The following is a 16888-nucleotide window of genomic DNA, read 5'->3' as shown; positions in this document are numbered from 1 at the left end:
CTTGTTTCCCGCTCTTGTTCCCAGTTCGTATTGGATACGGGCTCACGGGCCGCTCGGGCCACGGCTTCGCCTGCTGGCTCAGCCTCTTGATCGCGTGAGGATCGCGACACGATCGAGCCCGCTGGCAACCTGGCAGGCGCGTGCCGTCGCCACCGCGCTGGAGGCAGCCGGAGCTTCCCGGGGCGACATCGAGCTCGTGCCCGTTCGCACCACCGGCGATCTCGACCTGTCCACGCCGATTTCGGAGATGTCCGGCAGGGGCGTGTTCGTGACCGAGGTGCAAGCGGCAGTACTCGATGGGCGCGCCGACATGGCCGTGCACAGCGCCAAGGACATGCGGTCTGAGCCGACCCCGGGCTTGATGCTCGCAGGCTGTCTAGTGCGGGGCGACGCGCGCGACGCACTCGTCGGAGCGGCGCTTGATGACATCGCCGCTGGTGGCCTGATCGCCACGGGTTCGCAGCGTCGCGAATGCCAGCTGGCGGCTTTGCGGCCTGATCTGCACTTCACCGGCTTGCGCGGGAACATGGCCCGCCGCATCGCAGCAGCCGATCGGCCCGGCATCGATGCCGTGGCCGTGGCGGCGGCGGCACTCGAGCGTCTCGGCGAGTCTCACCGGGTCGCACAGCTATTCGGCCCCGACGAGATCGTGCCCCAAGTCGGCCAGGGTGCCATCGCGATCGAGCACCGCTCTGACGACGCTGACACTGCTGCCGCTGTCGGCGCGATCATCGACGAAGTGACCACACGATGCGTTCATGCCGAGCGAGCATTCCTGCGGACGCTGGGCGGCGGCTGCGAACTGCCCGCTGGCGCTCACGCCACCATCGACGCAGACGGCAACATCGCGATGTCAGCGATGCTTGCTGGGCTTGACAGTGCCATCGCGCGCGCCTCGCTCGTAGGCCCGCACGGGGAAGCTGTCGGCGAGGCGCTTGCGCGTGAACTGCTGGACCGTACAGCGCCATGAGTGACCCGATGGCTGCCGATCTGGCTGGCCGCACCGTCGTCGTCACGAGGGCGTCGCATCAAGCCGCGCCGCTCGCGGCAGCGTTGCGTGAGCGGGGCGCGAACGTGGTGCTGGCTCCCGCCATAGCGGTGGTGCCCCCGCTCGACGGCGGCCAACCGCTCGACGACGCGCTGCTGCGGCTCGAGCAGTACAGCTGGGTTGCGTTCACGTCCTCGAATGCCGTGGCGGCCACGTTCGCCCGCGCCGACCGGCGCGGCGTTCGCAAGCGCTTCGCGCGTATCCGCACAGCGGCCGTCGGCCCCTCCACGGCGGCCCGCGTCGAGTCCGAGATCAACCGTCCGGTCACGCTGGTGCCCGAGCAGCACGATGCTGCCGGGCTGGCCGCTGCCTTCCCTGAGCCCCGCCCAGACGACTGGTGCTTCGTGCCCCAGTCGGCACAGGCCCGTCCCGATCTGGTCGACGGCCTGCGCGCTCGCGGCTGGAACATCGATGCCGTGAGCGCATATCGCACTGTGACGCCCACGCTGTCTGACCATCTAGCCGCCGACGTGTCCAGCGCGGATGCCGTGGTGTTCGCCTCACCCTCCGCCGTGCAAGGCCACCTATCGCAAGTGGCCAGCACTGCCGCGCCGCCGGGCGGTGATCTGTCGGCGGCGGGCAACGATCCGCCGCCGCGCCAGTCGCTCAATGAGCCCTCCGCGCCGCCGTCTGCGGGGTCATTGGTCAACGGCCGAGTGGTCTGCATCGGGCGCACCACGGCAGCCGCTTGCGCCCAGGCCGACCTGCCGGTGGCGGTCGTCGCGGCGAGTCCTACCGATGCCGGACTCGTCGACGCTGTCGCCGCCGCTGTGCATGGCTGACGCGAGCGCAGCGCGACACTGGTGCCATGACGCGCACACCAGAAAATCCCACGGACCCCCGCGACGCTGCAAGCGAGACTCAGCGCCGCCCCGGCCGGTTGGTCGGGTTCCGCCCTGTCAAGCGAGGGAAACTGCCCATGGGTGCAACACACGTCAACGTCACCATCAGGAACCCGGCTGAACCGGATCGAACCTGGGAAGGCAAGTTCCTCGTGGACACCGGGGCCATAGATTCCCTGGTGCCACGCGAGCACTTGGAAGCCATCGGCATAGCGCCGGTGGGCACCCGCACCTACGAACTCGCCGACGGCAGCCGTCGGCCGTATGACCACGGGGTAGCCCAGATCGAGTTCATGGACGAGATAGTCGCGGGCAAGGTGGTTTTTGTGGAGGACGACACTGAGCCGCTGCTCGGTGTGACCGCGCTCGAGGCAGCTGGCATCGAAGTAGACCCGCGCAACGAGCGCCTCTCCGCGATACGGCTGAAATCCCTCGCCCCCGCCTGACAGCGGCAGACGCCGGTTCGCGTACGCTGCGAGGCCGTGACCGGGTCGAACAGCACGAACGCCGAACTGTTTGAAGCTGCGCGCAGGGTGATTCCCGGTGGCGTCAACTCGCCCGTACGCGCCTTCGGCTCGGTCGGCGGCACGCCGTACTTCGTTGCGCGAGCCGAAGGGCCGTATGTCTTCGATGTCGAAGGCCGCCGGTATCTCGATTTCGTGCAGTCCTACGGGGCGATCATCCTGGGCCACGCCCACCCGGCGGTCACCGAAGCTGTAGCGAAGGCGGCGGCCGACGGCACGTCCTACGGCGCGCCGACGCGGCGCGAGGTGTTGCTTGCCGAGCGGATCGCTGAGGCTGCGACCGGTGTCGAGCAAGTGCGCCTGGTGAGCAGCGGCACTGAGGCCACCATGACTGCCGTGCGTCTCGCACGGGGTTACACCGGCCGGTCCCGCATCGTGAAGTTCGCTGGCTGCTACCACGGCCACGCTGACGCGCTGCTGGCCGCAGGCGGCAGCGGCGTCGCCACGCTGGGCCTGTCCGGCTCTGCAGGCGTCCCGCCGAGCGGCGTGGCTGACACGGTTGTCGCTCCGTACAACGAGGTCCCCGAGCTCGATGACCGAGTGGCGGCGGTCATCGTGGAACCGGTGGCGGCGAACATGGGCGTGGTGCCGCCCGTGCCCGGATTCCTGGAGGGCCTGCGTGCCGCCTGCGACGAATCGGGCGCACTGCTGATCTTCGACGAGGTCATCACCGGATTCCGCTTGTGCCGTGGCGGTGCCGCCGAGCGATTCGGCGTGACGCCCGACATCTCCTGCTTCGGCAAGGTCATCGGCGGCGGCCTGCCCATCGGCGCCCTCGGAGCCCGGTCCGAGATCATGCAGACGCTGGCCCCGACGGGCGCTGTGTACCAAGCCGGCACGCTGTCCGGAAACCCGCTCGCCACCGCCGCAGGGCTCGCTGCGCTCGAGCAGCTCACGCCGGCGGCCTATGCGGAGCTGGAGGCCCGCGCCGGTCAGTTCGCCGACGGCTTGCGCGCAGCACTGACGCGATCAGGCTTCGACGCCGCTGTCGTCCAGGTCGGCACGCTCGTGGGCCTGTATTGCGGCTCGGTCGTCGAGCCCGGCTGGGTCCCGGCCGACTACGACGATGCCCGCACTACCGATGAGCGGGCCTACGCCCGCCTGCACGCCGAGCTGCTCCGGCGCGGTGTGGCCTTCGCACCCGGTGCCTACGAAGCGGTCTTCGTCAGCCTCGCCCACACGCTCGACGTCATCGACGAAACCCTCACCGACATCGCCACGGCCGCCTCAGCCGCGTCACAGGCCTAACGCACCCGACGCTCAGGCACTCGCCGTAGCGGTCATGGGTTCCAATGGAGTGCGCTGGACAACATCGGCGGCACTTTTCTATTGGGTCCTGGTCTCGGCCTACATGTTGATCGTGCAAGGCGACGAACTCGACTTGGATGCCGTGTTTCCCCTAGTCGGCCAGGCTCCTGAAACGTCCGTGTCGTATGCGCCTACGCCGTCCAATCCGCCACGCGCGGTCGTAGCAGCGTTCTGGATCGTCGGCTGCATTGTTGGACTTCCACTCGTGGCCTCGGCCAAGGCAATCGCAGTTGTTCTCCGCATCAGCCTGATTGTGATCGGCGCCTGCCTGCTGGCAACCATTACGCGTCTCGGAATCCTGCTCGTCCCAGTGTCTGCCCTTCAATTGATGGCCTACTACCGAAGTGACTTGTCGGGGCCCTCGTGAAGCGGTCATGTCGCGTTGATCCGTCTCACCAGTTCGGTCCGCTTCACGCCAACGTGAGATCGGCGACGTGACGCACCCCAGATAGTTCACCGCTCGTCAGGTCTGCGTGAAGGTCGCGCAGGTGCTCTTCGAGGTCTTCCAGCGTCGTCCCATGGGTCCAATAGTCGGGGAATTCCGCGAGGTAGCCGAGCCACCACTCGTGCTCTTGCCAGTAGACGATCTTCGTGGTCCGCACGCCTGCATCTCCCTGCTGGCCGTCGGCGTCGAGCATCAGGTATCCGAAAATCGTCTCTGAATGCAGAGGCGGCACCGATACGGTGCCGCCTCGCCGCAACTGTGCCCCAAGCAGCTTCCGTGAGAGGCCGACGAGGAGCGTACGCCAGAGACGATACCGCGCCAGGGCGAGGTCAGCGCCGTCGGATCGTTTGTCTACGACGACGCTCAGGTGCTATTGCGCTAGGCCTTCTTGCCAGAGGCGGCGGGCGAATTCGTGTGCGGGGATGATGTCGATGCCGTCGTGGGTGCGGCGTGGCCGGTCTTCGAGGCAGACCAGCATTCGGGCGCGTAGCTCAGCGTGCTCCTCGGCGAGTGTGCGCAGCCCCCGAAGATGGCGTGCGGTGACGGTGGCGGTGGCCTTGGCTTCGATCGCGACACGCATGTCGCCCACGATGAAGTCCACCTCGATGCCGCTGGGCAGCCGCCAGTAGCTGAGCTCCTCGCCGGTCTCGTGGTACGCCGTCATCGCGCACAGCTCGTGGAACACCCAGTTCTCGAACGCCTTGCCGTACGCGTCTGAGCCCCGCTCGACCGTGCCGCGACGGGCGAGGCGATTCACCACGCCGACATCCTCGAAGTACAGCTTGGGTGCCCCAGCCAGGCGGCGCTTCGCCCGTCGCCGCCAGCGCGGCAGCCAACGGGCCAGCAGCGTGTCGGTGAGGATGCCGAAGTGCGCCTTGGCCGTCGGTCCCGAGACACCGCATTCGCGGGCGATGTTGGCGAAGTTGACGGGGTCGCCGTCGCTGAGGGCCGCGGCGTCGAGGAAGTCGGAGAACGCAGGCAGATTGCGTACTAGGCCCTCAGCAGCGATCTCCTGCCGCAGGTAATCGGCGATGTAGGCATCCAGCAGGCGGTGGGGCCGTTCCGATTCGTACATGCGCGGCAAGTAGCCATGATTGAGCATCCGGTCGAGGTTGAACGCGTCGTCGAGTTCGCCCGAGGTGAGGCCGCGAAGCTCATAGCGCAACGCCCGCCCGCCGAGCAGATTTGCCGCGCCGTGGCGGACCTTTCGTGCGCTTGACCCGCACAGCGCGAAATGCAGCCGGTGGCGTTCGATGAGCCAATGCACTTCGTCGAGCAGTGCGGGCACCTTCTGGATTTCGTCGATGACGACCTGGCGGGTCGAGTCCGGGCCAGCGGGGCTGGCTGCTTCGAGTTCCTGGCGCAGCCGCTCGGGCCGAGTGGCGTAGCGGCGGAAATCGTCGGCCTTGAGCAGGTCCACCCACACGCCGTCGGGATACTGCTGGCGCAGCAGCGTGCTCTTTCCTGCCTGTCGAGGCCCCCACAGAAAGAACGTCTCAGTGCCCGACGCCGGCAATGTCAATCTGCGTTCAAACATCAACTTTAGAATATCATGATTATCTAAAGCACAATTTGCCATAACGCATCACAGCAGGCATCGCCAATGGCGCTCAGGTGCGGTCGCGCCAGAGCCGCGCCATCCCCGCCGCTGCCCGGTAGATGCCGCGGGGGCCGCGCGGACCGGCTCGGCTCTGCAGCAGATCTGTCGAGACGCGCATGGCCAGGTTCCCCATGCGGGGGGAGCGGATCGCGAGCTGTGTCAGCTTCCTCATCAGCCCGGGCCGGCCCAGCGCGCGGGTCGTCAGCCTGCCGAGATTGTGGTACCGCTCCCAGCGCTCAGCCAGCACAGCCTCGTACCGCCGCAGCTCGAGTCCGTCGTCGGCGTCGAGCGCCCGCCCGATGACCTCGGCCGCCAGCCGGCCGGTTGCCAGTGCCGGGCCGACGCCGTCGCCGTTCCAGGGATTGACGCTGCCGGCTGCGTCGCCGACCACCACCCAGTTCGGTCCCGAGCGCGGGCGCACCGATCCTCCCATCGGCAATCGACCGCCGGCCGGTTCGCTGCGAGGCCCGGCAGGATCGATCTCCCAGTGCTCGGGGACCTGCTGGGTCCACTGTTCAAAGAGGTGCTCTAGGGATATGGCCTCGTTCCCGTAGTGATGGCTGAGCAAGCCCACTCCCACATTGGCCGTGCCATCGCCCACCGGGAATACCCATCCATAACCCGGCAGCTGGCTCCCGGCGCGATCGGCCAACGCAAAGACCGACTCGATCCACGGTTCGGCGTGGCGCGGGGTGGGGTAGTAGGCGCGCATCGCCAGTCCCTGCGCGTAGGTCCGCGTTCGCACGGTGCCGAGCGCCCGGCCGAAGTTCGAACGCGGACCGTCGGCGATCACGATGTAACGGGCGCGCGCAACCACGTCCTCGTGCAGCGCTCCGCTGCCGCCCTGAGCGACGCAGCCACGCAGGTGACCATCGGTGATCAGCGGAGCTGTGACCTCCGTGCCAATGAGCACGCGCGCCCCCGCCGACTGTGCTCGGGCGAACGTCAGCGCGTCGAGGCGTGACCGGCGCACCACCACGCCGTAGCCGGGCCACTGCTCGCCCTGGGGCCACGACACCTCAAGGCTCTGCCCGTGGGCGGTGATCCGCAGCCCGTGATGCCGGTGCCAGCGCGCAGCGCCCGGATCACAGCCCATGTCGATGAGCTCGCCCACAGCGACGGGTGTGAGTGCATCGCCGCAGACGCGTTCGCGCGGATGGGTCGAGCGCTCGATGAGCAGCACATCGCGTCCCGCCTGCGCCAGCCAGTACGCGGCAGCGCTGCCCGCTGGCCCGCCACCCACGACGAGCACATCGCAATCGAGTGTCTCGCTCAAGGCATGGCGCTAATGGCCGCCGCCACCCCCGCCGCCGGACAGGGCGCCGCCGCCGAGATGTTCCCATTCGGCATCGCGCTCGGCTGCCACTTCGTCGCTGATCGCTTCACCGCCGATCACCTCGCGTACATAGCGCGCAACTGAATAGAGCTGATGCTCGTTGAGCACATCGCCGAACGCGGGCATGGCGGCTGCGTTGTCGCTGCCGCCCGAGATGTGCGCGCCGCCGGGCCGGTTGGGATCGCCGTAAACCTGCCCGAGCCCGAGCCCTTCGGAGCCCACCGAGATCCACTCGATGAACGAGTCGTCCAGACTCGGGAATGTCAGCAGCACCTCGCCGTTCCACAGCGGGCGCCCTACCAAGCCCCCGTCGGAACCAGCGCCGTCACCGCCGTGACAGCTCGAGCATCTCACTGCGTAGGTGGTTGCTCCCTCGTTGATGGCGGTGATCGGTTCGGGGGGTGGCTCGGTGAGCTTCACGTACACGAACGCCCACAGCGGCAGGCAGAACAACACGGGCAGCACCCAGATCGGTATCCGATGCCGCGTCTGGGCCGCGATCACCCATGACGGATCAGGCGGAGCCTCAGGCTCCACTTCGAGCTGTGCCGCCTCGCGCGCGGCAGCAATCATCTCGGCTTGGGTAGGCCCAGCGGCCGCAGCTGCTCCGGCTGCGGGCGCCGCTGCGCCCGCATCACCGCCGCCACCGCTGCCGTCGTCTTCGAGCACCCCCAGCGCGATGCGACGCTGTCGCGAGCGCTCCAGCAGGTACTCGGGAACTTCGGTCACGGGATCCTCCGCGGGGTCGCCCCCAGGGGTTCTGGCACAGCGGCAGTGCCAAGTTCGCAGGGCACGATACGCGCCCGAACGCACCGAGGCGCAAGTCTGCCATGCAGCCGCGCTGATGGCGCAGACTGTCACGCCCAATTGGGCCATCCGATGAGGCCGTCCGAATGGGTCAGCCCGAATTGTGGCGAGTGCTGGCTGTCGTGCTAGAACATCACGCGCCATGGCCGGGGCGCCGGTAATCTTTGCCCCGGTCTCGCTGCGGCTGACGCACTCGATGCACTATCGATTGGGCCAGTTCGCAACAGTCCTGACACGCCGACGGGAGAACGCGGGAGGAACACCGAGTGGTTGCACTCGTCACATCGATCCTCGTCACCGCGCTGATGGTCTACCTGCTGGTGTGGTACGGCAAGCGCCGCCCGACCGACCGTCCCACTACCTGGGGCGAAGCCATGCTCGGGGCCGCCTACGTCTTCATGCTGATGCTGCTGGTGTTCGGCATCGTGCCCGACCGCTGGATCCGCCTGACCGACAACGAGTGGGGCTGGTCGGTGGAGCGCTTCCTGGTTACGGATGGGCAGTTCATGACCTCGCCGATTCACTTCCCGCCGATGAGCATCGACCTCAAGAAGGTCAGCGACATCGTGGTCGTCATCGAGCACCTGATCGCGTTCATCGGACTGCCAGTGCTGGCGATGTGGTGGCAGAAGCGCGACAAGGCCCAACCCGCCGCCGAGCCGATCTCCGACTACGGCCGTCCACTGGTCAAGGGCAACTGAGGGCAAGACGAATGGCTGCGAACGACGCGAACCCGCCGATGCCCAAGTTCCGGGATGACTACCTGCTGCAGCAGGTCGACGCTTCATACCTCGATGCGGCCGTCAAGCCCAAGCAGTTCATCAACATCGACCAGTCCGAGTGCATTCAGTGCGAGGGCTGCGTGGACATCTGCCCGTGGAAGTGCATCTGGTACGTGTCCACCGAGGCGGTCGACGAGGCCGTCGGTGTGGATCTGCCGGGGCTCGACCCCACCGACAACGCCATCTTCATCATCGACGACGACGTGTGCACTCGCTGCGCACTGTGCGTCGACCGCTGCCCGACCGGCGTGATCACGCTGGGGCGGGTCAGCAACAACCCTCCGCCGTCGGGCGACGTCCACGGCCGCACCCACACCCACGGTTACGCCTACGGGATGCGCCTGTAGGCCGGCGGGAATGCCAGTACTGCTGAGACTGCGAACGACCCGGTCCACCTAGATCGAAGAGATATGGCGAACACGCTCGAGTCCCCCGATACCAAGCCGAAGCTGCCGCAGCGTCTCCAGAACGCGCAGCAGCAGGCGGCCGATTGGATGCAGGACAGCCAGTTCTGGACCTCGATCTTCCGGCCCGGGTCGATCTTCCGCAAGGGCTACACCGACAGCCCGCGGAACCGGTCCTACGTCATCATGAACAGCGTCCTGTACCACCTTCACCCGGTGAAGGTGAAGCGGCACGCCGTGAAGGTGAGCTACACGCTGTGCCTGGGCGGTCTGAGCTTCTTCCTGTTCATCCTGCTCACGATCACGGGCATCTTCCTGATGTTCTTCTACCGACCGACCGACACGGCGGCTTGGGCAGACATCGAGAGCCTCCACACGCAGGTGGCGTTCGGTCTGCTCGTGCGCAACATGCACCGATGGGCTGCGCACCTCATGGTGATCACGGTGTTCCTGCACATGGCCCGCGTCTTCTACCACGGTGCCTACAAGGCGCCGAGAGAGTTCAACTGGGTCGTCGGGGTCATGCTGCTGCAGCTCACCTTGCTGCTCGCCTTCACCGGCTACCTGCTGCCGTGGGACCAGCTCGCGCTGTGGGCGGTCACGGTGGGCACGAACATGATGGGCTTCACGCCAGTATTCGGCGAACAAGTCCGGTTCGTCCTACTAGGCGGCCAACAGATCGGAGCCGAGACGTTATTGCGCTGGTATGTGCTGCACGTCTTGATGCTCCCCTTTGTCATCGTCATCTTCATGGCGATCCACTTCTGGCGAGTGAGAAAGGACGGAGGCATTTCGGGGCCGCTGTAGGAAGCGTGGCCGTCCCGAACCATCAGCATGACTGAGATCCCCGAACACCTCCTGCGCCGCAGCGCCGAAGCCAGGGCCCGCGCAACTGGCGCGCCCGCGCCGGGCGAAGGCGAGGCGCCGGCTGCCGCGCAGCCCGACGACGATGACGGTGTCACGATCCCTCGTTCACTGCTGGAAGCCAGCCAGCAGCCCGGCGGCGCACCCGCAGTTGCCGGCATGGCTCAGGCCGGCGGCCCCGCGGCTGGCGGTGGGGGAGTGGCCACCGCTCTGCCGCCGCTCATGGCGGGGCCCGCAGGCAACACTCACCGGCTGCTGACGGTCGTCAAGTCGGGCTCGATCCAGGACGTCAAGGCCAGCCCAGGCGACAAGGTCCACGTCTGGCCGCACTTGCTGGCTGCTGAATTCACCGCAGCGCTGTTCATCACGGCCTTCACGCTGGTCTTCTCGCTGTTCATCAACGCACCGCTGCTCGAGCTCGCCAACCACAACGAGACGCCGAACCCGTCCAAGGCGCCGTGGTACTTCCTGGGCCTGCAGGAACTGCTCACGATGTTCGATCCGATGATCGCCGGCGTGACGATCCCCGGCGTCGCGCTCATACTGCTGGCCTTCGCCCCCTACGTCGACAAGAACCCCTCTCTGCGCCCCGAAGACCGCAAGTTCGCCATCTCGGTCCAGACGATCCACCTCATGTTCTGGGCAGTGCTGGTGATCATCGGCTCGTTCTTCCGGGGGCAGGGCTTCAACTTCACCTACCCGTGGGACACCGGTCTGCACGGCATCTTCCACCTGTAGGAGCACGTCGGCATGTCCACCGGAACCATTCTCGCGATTGCCATCCCGGTCATCGTCGTGCTGGGTGCCGTGGTCGCGTTCGTATCCTTGCGCCGTCGCGACGCCACCGGCCTGGGGCACCTGTCGCGCGAGACCCGCCGTCGGGACGAACTGGCCGCCAGTGCCGGCGACGACGCCGCTGCCAGCGACGACGCCGGTGCGTTCGGTGTCAGCGCGCAAGCACAAGAGCTGGAACGCTCGGTGGCCGCCGAGCGCCGCCCGTCGCCTGTCGCCACCGCGGAACCCGAGCTGCCGCAGGACTGGGCACCGCCGCCGTCCGACGAGGTGGGTGTCACCCGTCGGCAGTTCCTGAACCGGTCCTCGGTGTTGCTGATGGCGACTGGTCTGGGCACTTTCAATGCGGCCATGCTCGCCTTCCTGTGGCCGCGCCCGACCGGCGGGTTCGGCTCGAAGATCAAGATCGGCACGGTCGCATCGGTTGACGAGGCGATCTCGTCGTCTACTCCGGCCGAGAACTTCTCGTACTTCTCCGAGGCGCAGAGCTACATCCAGCCCTACCCCACCGATTCGGCGACGCTGTCCAACGCCGAGGCGGTGTACGGCGGTGCGGTGCTCGAGGGCATGCGGCTGGGCTATGTCGCGCTGTGGCAGGTCTGCCCGCACCTGGGCTGCAAGGTGCCGGTGTGCGGCAGCTCCCAGTGGTTCGAGTGCCCGTGCCACGGCTCGAAGTACAACCGCGTCGGCGAGAAGAAGTCCGGTCCGGCACCCCGCGGCATGGACCGCTTCCCGGTGACCATCGAGGGCGGCAGCGTCTTCGTCGACACCGGCAAGGTGTCGCAGGGACCGGCGATCGGCACCGACAGCACGGGCCAGGGCCTCGAGGGGCCGCACTGTGCCTGAGCTCAGTCACATGCTGGCCGTCAGCACGGAGCGTTCGATCGCGATCGTGCTCCTAGCGGTCGTCGTGGTCGGCTGGGCGATCTACGTCTTCGTCAACATCCGCCAGGCGAAGGCCGAGGCGGGCAGCGAGATCGAGTTGGCGCCCAATCGCGGCAACCTGCCCGACGACGAGGAACTCGAGGGCCGCCGGCTGGAGAAGGTGCAGGCCTTCGGCGTGCTGATGCTGCTGATCATGGCGCTGGTGCTGCCCGTCTACTGGATGCTCGAAGGCGGGCGCCGTTCAGGTGCGGAGACGTCGTTCTCCAACGCGGCTGTGAGCCGCGGTGAGGCCGTCGCAACCGCAGCGGAGTGCTTCGACTGCCATGGTGCCGATCTCGGCGGCGCGCGCTTCGCTCCGGTGGTGCTCGACATCGGCCACCAGTTCTCCGACAAGGAGTCGTTCGTCATCAACACGACGTGGGAGGCGCCGTCTCTCGACGACGTGTTCACGCGTTTCGACACCGATGCCGAGACCCTCGACGAGGTCACCGAGGTGCGGCAGATCCTGGTGTATGGCCGCGGCGTGATGCCGGCGTGGGGCCTCGAGGGCGGCGGTCCGTACAACGATCAGCAGATCGACGACCTCGTGGCATGGCTGTGGGCCAACCGGATCGGCGCAGACCAAGACGCAGCAGATGCCGCCTCCGACGAGATCGCCCGCGAGATTCTCGCGCCCGCAGTAGGAGGCGACGAGAACGCCCAGCTCTTGCTAGACGCAGCAGCAGATGCCTTGGACGACCCGCTCAATGAAGAGGCCCACGCTCGGGCGACGGCCCGGTTCGAGGCTGCCAGAGCGTCGGACGCGTACGCGGGAGCGTCGGACGGGAAGATCTTGTTCGATCTGCATTGCGCCCGGTGCCACACGCCGCGCTGGCCGGGCCGCGGCACCGCGCAGCTGCCCAACAACGGCGGAACGGTGGAGGTGCTTCCCGGACCCGACGGTGCCGGCCGCTACGGACCGGCGCTCAACAGCGTGAGCCTTGAGCGGCTGTTCCCCGACATCGAAGAGCACATCAAGTTCGTCTCGGATGGTGCTGCCGACAATGTGGCGTACGGCCAGTTCGCACGCCTCGGCAACTACGGCATGCCCGGCTTCAAGCGGGTGCTGACCGAAGACGACATCCGGAAGATCGTCGAGTACGAACGAAGCCTCGACCCGCAGAGCCAGAACGCGGTCGGCTTCGATCGGCTGCACGAAGCGGGAGACGACGAATGACCGCCTCGCACCTGCTCGGCATCGTCAGCTGGGATCCGGTACTCACCGGATACTTGGCCGTCATCATCGGCATCGCCGTGCTGTGCGGTTCGGTGTACCTGCTGCTGGCCACCAACCTCGGGGTCCGTCTCGGCTTCCTGGTTGCATGGACCGGGCTGTGGGGCTGGATGCTGCTGATGTCCATCGTGTGGTGGGTGTTCGGCATCGGATGGATCGGCAGCCAGCCGGGATGGAACGTGCTGCAGGTGACCTCCAATCCCGCAACGGTGCTGGTCGACGAGGTGCAGCAGCTCGGGGGCATCCCCATCGATCAACCGCCCCCCGGCTGGATCGAGATCGTGATCAAGGAGAAGTCCGACGACGACACCGAGGAGATCGTCGATCCCGAGATCGTCGAAGCGCAGGCATTCGCGGCAGACGCCCGCTCGGCGGCCGATGGACATGTCGTCTGCGATGGTGCCGACCCGCGCCGGCTGCTGGCGGTCAATTCGTGCTTGTTCTCGGCCGCGGACGAATACAAGACGTACCGGGTGCTGATCCGGGGCGGCGAGCGGTACCGGCCGTTGAGCATCCCCGACAACGCCGTCACGCAGTACTTCCTGCCGAGCAGGGGCAGGCCGCACTACGCCGTCGTGCAGATCCAGCCGTACCTGCCGAGGGTCGAGATCGATCCGAACCTGTTCGGCGACGACGGCAAGATCGTGGTGCCTCAGCCCCAGATCGACGAGAACGAGCCGGTGTACTCGGTGGTGCTGGTGCGTGACCACGGCAGCGTGCGGCTCCGCCCGGCCCTGCTCACGATCTTCTCTGCCCTGCTGTTCGGCTTGGGCTGCTACCACCTGCATCGACGGGATCAGGCGATCTGGGCGGTGCGCGAAGCTGCGGGCCAGTGACCGGCTGGCCTGTTTTGGGCCAGACTGGGGCCGGCATCTGATCACCGACGCGCCGAGGGGGTCCAGAGCATGAACAGCGGCTTGGCGGAATACCTGCCGGTGTTGGTTCTCGGCGTGCTTGCTGTGCTGTTCGTGCTGGTGAGCATCATCGCATCGCGGCTGCTGGCACCCCAGCGCAGCACGAATACCAAGCTGGCGTCGTACGAGTGCGGCATCGTCGACCAGGCCGCCATTCCCGAGCGATTCCCGGTGCGCTTCTACCTCGTGGCGATGCTGTTCATCATGTTCGACATCGAGATCGTCTTCCTGTACCCGTGGGCGGTCGCGAACAGCCAGCTCGGCCTCTTCGGATTCATGGCGATGCTGATCTTCGTCGTGATCTTCTTCCTGTCGTTCGTCTATGAGCTGGCAATGGGCGGGCTGGAGTGGGGCCCGCGCAAGCGCCGTGTCCTCCCGCTGCCGCCTGCCAGCCGCAGCGGGATCACTGGCGTGCGCACGGTTGGGCTGACCGGCCGCGAGCACGTCCCCGACGCCGCGTGGAGCGGCGCACAGCAACCCAGCAGCAGTACGGCGGCAGGCTGATGGCGGGCATCGACGATCTCAAGTCGCGACTCGGCATCGACGACGGTCTCGCCGGGCTCGGTCACAACGTCTTCACCGCACCGGTGGAGGAGCTGGTGAAGTGGGCACGCCGGCGCAGCCTGATGCCCGCCACCTTCGGGCTCGCCTGCTGTGCCATCGAGATGATGGCGACGGGCACGGCCCATTACGACCTGGCCCGCTTCGGCATGGAGACGTTCCGCGCCTCGCCTCGTCAAGCCGATCTGATGATCGTGGCGGGCCGCGTCAGCCAGAAGATGGCGCCCGTATTGCGCCAGATCTACGACCAGATGATGGAGCCCAAGTGGGTGCTGTCGATGGGCGTGTGCGCGTCCAGCGGCGGCATGTTCAACAACTACGCCATCGTGCAGGGCGTCGACCAGGTTGTCCCGGTCGACATGTACGCACCCGGTTGCCCTCCGGGACCCGAGACGCTGCTGCATGCGATCTTGGCGCTGCACGAGAAGATCCGCACCGGCGAGCTGACCCAGCGCCGGGCCGAGCGCGGCGGCGGCGCTGCTGTGGATCTGGCGGCGCATGGGGTGCCGCAATCGAGCACGGCGGCGCATGGGGTGCCGCAATCGAGCACGGCGGCGCATGGGGTGCCGCAATCGAATCCGGCGGCGCATGGGGCACCGCAATCGAATCCGGCGGCGCATGGGGCGCCGCAGTCAAGTACGGCGACGCGCTGATGGCAGACGAGGGCGTAGCAGCCGACGACGCCGCGCCGGCGACAGAAATCGCTGAGCAGCCGACCATGTTCGGCGTGCCATGCACCGACGAGCGTGGCCAGCAGGTGCTGCATCCGAGCCGCGACGAGTACCTCGATGTGCTCGGCATGGCTGCTGCTGACGGATTCGAGCTGTGCGTCGACGTGTGTGCGGTGGACGGGCTCACGAATCGCGGCCGCGCCGTGGCGCCCGGCATCGAGCCGGAGCGCTTCGAGGTGGTGGTGAACCTGCTGGATCTCCGTGGCCGGCGCCGGCTGCGCATCCGCACCCAAGTACCGGCCGATGATCCGCAGGTGCCTTCCGCGGTGGGCCTGTACCCGGGTGCCGAGGCGCCCGAGCGGGAGGCGGCCGACCTGTTCGGCATCAGCTTCAGCGATCACCCCGATCCGAGCCGCATTCTCATGCCGCCGGACTGGGATGGTCACCCACTGCGCAAGGACTACGCCATCGGTGCCATCCCGGTGCAGTTCAAGGCGGTGGAAGGCCGATGAGCACTGCAACGGCCGCCGCCATCCGCCGACCGACGGACGCCGTGCTGCGCATCTCCGAAGAGGCTGCGCTGGATGCAGCCGCTGTTGACGACGACGCGGCGGCAATCACAACAGAACCTGGCGACGGGCCGATGCTCATCAACATGGGCCCCCAGCACCCGTCCACCCACGGCGTGCTGCGCATAGCGATGGAGCTCCAGGGCGAGACGGTGCTGCGTTCCAAGCCGATCATCGGCTACCTGCACACCGGGATGGAGAAGACTGCGGAGGATCTCACGTTCCTGCAGGGGCCGACGAACGTCACCCGCATGGATTACGCCTCGCCGCTGTTCACGGAGCTGGTGTTCTGCCTCGCGGTCGAGGATCTGCTGGGAACGGAAATCCCGCCGCGAGCTACGTGGATTCGCATGCTGATGTGCGAGCTGAACCGGATGAGCTCCCACCTGCTGTTTCTCGCGACCAACGGCATGGACCTCGGCGCAGTCGGGATGATGCTCTACGGGTGGAAGGAACGCGAGGAGATCCTGCGGTTCTTCGAGAGCGTCACCGGCTTGCGGATGAATCACAACTACATCCGCCCCGGCGGCGTGGCAGCCGACCTGCCCGACGGCTGGCAGGACGACGTGGAGCACATTCTGACGGTGCTGCCCGGCCAGCTCGAGCAGTTCGACACCTTGATGACCGGCCAGCCGATCTGGCGAGACCGCACCCAGGGCGTCGGCGTGATCACCGCCGATGAAGCCATCGCCATGTCGGCGACGGGGCCGCTGCTGCGCAGCACCGGCGAGGCGTGGGACTTGCGCCGCACCATGCCGTATCTGGCCTACGACGAGGTGGACTTCGACGTCGTGGTGGGTGCCTACGGCGACACATTCGATCGGTACTCGATCCGCCTGAACGAGATCCGCGAGTCGATGCGCATCGTGGAGCAGTGCCTCGACAAGATGCCGAAGGGTCCCTACCGCACCGAGGATCGCAAGGTCACACCGCCTCCGCGGGCTCGCATCGACGAGTCGATGGAAGCGCTGATCCACCACTTCAAGATCTTCACCGAGGGCTTCCGGGTGCCGCCCGGAGAGACGTATGTGGCAGTCGAGTCACCCCGCGGCGAGCTGGGCTGCTACCTGGTCTCCGACGGCGGGCCGAAGCCGCAGCGTGTGCACATCCGGGCGCCCTCGTTCGTGAACCTGCAGAGCCTGCCGCATCTGATGTACGGCGGCCTGCTGGCCGACGCCATCGCCATCATCTCCTCCGTCGACCCGATCATGGGGGAGGTGGACAGATGAGCGTTTGCGACCGCCGCGTTCTTGCCTGCTCCGC

At 67.1% G+C, this 16888-nt stretch carries 19 protein-coding genes and 1 pseudogene; 16 read left to right on the top strand and 4 right to left on the bottom strand.

All coding sequences use genetic code 11. From position 1 onward, the window contains the following. The first annotated feature begins 94 nt into the window (after positions 1–94). From hemC to ACOGI8_RS16395, 5 genes are all read left to right on the top strand, one after another. Positions 95–970 (top strand): hydroxymethylbilane synthase, encoded by an 876-nt coding sequence (gene hemC, locus ACOGI8_RS16415; RefSeq protein ID WP_419854856.1) that lies wholly within the window; start codon positions 95–97, stop codon positions 968–970. Further along, entirely contained in the window at positions 967–1830 is an 864-nt protein-coding gene (locus ACOGI8_RS16410; RefSeq protein ID WP_419854855.1) for a uroporphyrinogen-III synthase, read from the top strand. The genes hemC and ACOGI8_RS16410 overlap by 4 nt, the downstream gene beginning before the upstream one ends. Positions 1831–1967: 137 nt before the next feature. Then, the gene (locus ACOGI8_RS16405) at positions 1968–2336 is read left to right on the top strand and encodes a clan AA aspartic protease (protein ID WP_419854854.1); all 369 of its coding nucleotides are present in this window, start codon (positions 1968–1970) and stop codon (positions 2334–2336) included. 36 nt (positions 2337–2372) lie between these two features. After that, a complete protein-coding gene (hemL, locus tag ACOGI8_RS16400; RefSeq protein ID WP_419854853.1) occupies positions 2373–3662 on the top strand; it encodes a glutamate-1-semialdehyde 2,1-aminomutase in 1290 nt (429 codons plus the stop codon). Positions 3663–3765: 103 nt separating this feature from the next. Next, positions 3766–4089, top strand: coding sequence for a hypothetical protein (locus ACOGI8_RS16395; protein ID WP_419854852.1), 324 nt, complete (start codon positions 3766–3768; stop codon positions 4087–4089). A 43-nt stretch (positions 4090–4132) separates the two neighbouring features. On the opposite strand, the gene ACOGI8_RS16390 is transcribed toward ACOGI8_RS16395, so the two are convergent. The 4 genes from ACOGI8_RS16390 to ACOGI8_RS16375 all read right to left on the bottom strand — a co-directional run bounded on the left by ACOGI8_RS16390 (position 4133) and on the right by ACOGI8_RS16375 (position 7832). Then, positions 4133–4360 carry a type II toxin-antitoxin system HicB family antitoxin gene (locus tag ACOGI8_RS16390; protein WP_419854851.1) on the bottom strand — a complete coding sequence of 76 codons (228 nt, stop codon included), beginning with the start codon at positions 4358–4360 and terminating at the stop codon, positions 4133–4135. A gap of 177 nt (positions 4361–4537) precedes the next feature. Next, positions 4538–5704, bottom strand: a complete 1167-nt coding sequence (locus tag ACOGI8_RS16385) for an ATP-binding protein (protein ID WP_419854850.1) — start codon at positions 5702–5704, stop codon at positions 4538–4540. Between the two features lie 73 nt (positions 5705–5777). Next, positions 5778–7043, bottom strand: a complete 1266-nt coding sequence (locus tag ACOGI8_RS16380; protein ID WP_419854849.1) for a geranylgeranyl reductase family protein — start codon at positions 7041–7043, stop codon at positions 5778–5780. A gap of 9 nt (positions 7044–7052) precedes the next feature. Beyond that, positions 7053–7832, bottom strand: a complete 780-nt coding sequence (locus tag ACOGI8_RS16375) for a c-type cytochrome (RefSeq protein WP_419854848.1) — start codon at positions 7830–7832, stop codon at positions 7053–7055. A 344-nt stretch (positions 7833–8176) separates the two neighbouring features. Here ACOGI8_RS16375 and ACOGI8_RS16370 point away from each other — a divergent pair, with 344 nt between their 5' ends. The 11 genes and pseudogenes from ACOGI8_RS16370 (at position 8177) to ACOGI8_RS16320 (ending at position 16854) form a co-directional block, all read left to right on the top strand. Then, positions 8177–8611 (top strand): hypothetical protein, encoded by a 435-nt coding sequence (locus tag ACOGI8_RS16370; protein WP_419854847.1) that lies wholly within the window; start codon positions 8177–8179, stop codon positions 8609–8611. Positions 8612–8622: 11 nt separating this feature from the next. Next, entirely contained in the window at positions 8623–9039 is a 417-nt protein-coding gene (locus ACOGI8_RS16365) for a 4Fe-4S dicluster domain-containing protein (protein WP_323671405.1), read from the top strand. A gap of 147 nt (positions 9040–9186) precedes the next feature. Beyond that, a complete protein-coding gene (gene extP, locus ACOGI8_RS16360) occupies positions 9187–9903 on the top strand; it encodes a selenite/tellurite reduction operon b-type cytochrome ExtP (RefSeq protein ID WP_416246634.1) in 717 nt (238 codons plus the stop codon). A gap of 27 nt (positions 9904–9930) precedes the next feature. After that, positions 9931–10698 (top strand): menaquinol-cytochrome c reductase cytochrome b subunit, encoded by a 768-nt coding sequence (locus ACOGI8_RS16355; RefSeq protein ID WP_419854846.1) that lies wholly within the window; start codon positions 9931–9933, stop codon positions 10696–10698. A gap of 12 nt (positions 10699–10710) precedes the next feature. After that, positions 10711–11598 carry a ubiquinol-cytochrome c reductase iron-sulfur subunit gene (locus tag ACOGI8_RS16350; protein WP_419854845.1) on the top strand — a complete coding sequence of 296 codons (888 nt, stop codon included), beginning with the start codon at positions 10711–10713 and terminating at the stop codon, positions 11596–11598. Then, the gene (locus ACOGI8_RS16345) at positions 11591–12853 is read left to right on the top strand and encodes a c-type cytochrome (RefSeq protein WP_419854844.1); all 1263 of its coding nucleotides are present in this window, start codon (positions 11591–11593) and stop codon (positions 12851–12853) included. Before ACOGI8_RS16350 ends, ACOGI8_RS16345 begins: the two co-directional genes overlap by 8 nt. Next, positions 12850–13746: a hypothetical protein gene (locus ACOGI8_RS16340; RefSeq protein ID WP_419854843.1), complete on the top strand. Its 897-nt coding sequence runs from the start codon at positions 12850–12852 to the stop codon at positions 13744–13746. Before ACOGI8_RS16345 ends, ACOGI8_RS16340 begins: the two co-directional genes overlap by 4 nt. A gap of 69 nt (positions 13747–13815) precedes the next feature. Then, positions 13816–14328 carry an NADH-quinone oxidoreductase subunit A gene (locus ACOGI8_RS16335; protein WP_419854842.1) on the top strand — a complete coding sequence of 171 codons (513 nt, stop codon included), beginning with the start codon at positions 13816–13818 and terminating at the stop codon, positions 14326–14328. Positions 14329–14411: 83 nt separating this feature from the next. Next, a pseudogene (locus ACOGI8_RS16330) lies at positions 14412–14826 on the top strand (NADH-quinone oxidoreductase subunit B); the annotation flags it as partial. Positions 14827–15037: 211 nt separating this feature from the next. Then, the gene (locus ACOGI8_RS16325) at positions 15038–15568 is read left to right on the top strand and encodes an NADH-quinone oxidoreductase subunit C (RefSeq protein WP_419854841.1); all 531 of its coding nucleotides are present in this window, start codon (positions 15038–15040) and stop codon (positions 15566–15568) included. Further along, on the top strand, positions 15565–16854 hold the full coding sequence (locus ACOGI8_RS16320) for an NADH-quinone oxidoreductase subunit D (RefSeq protein WP_419854840.1): 1290 nt from the start codon (positions 15565–15567) through the stop codon (positions 16852–16854). Before ACOGI8_RS16325 ends, ACOGI8_RS16320 begins: the two co-directional genes overlap by 4 nt. The last annotated feature ends 34 nt before the right edge of the window (positions 16855–16888 follow it).

Origin of the sequence: Candidatus Poriferisodalis sp., assembly GCF_965204195.1 — a bacterium.
Lineage (GTDB): Bacteria > Actinomycetota > Acidimicrobiia > Acidimicrobiales > Poriferisodalaceae > Poriferisodalis.
This window is presented reverse-complemented; position numbering and strand designations above follow the sequence as displayed.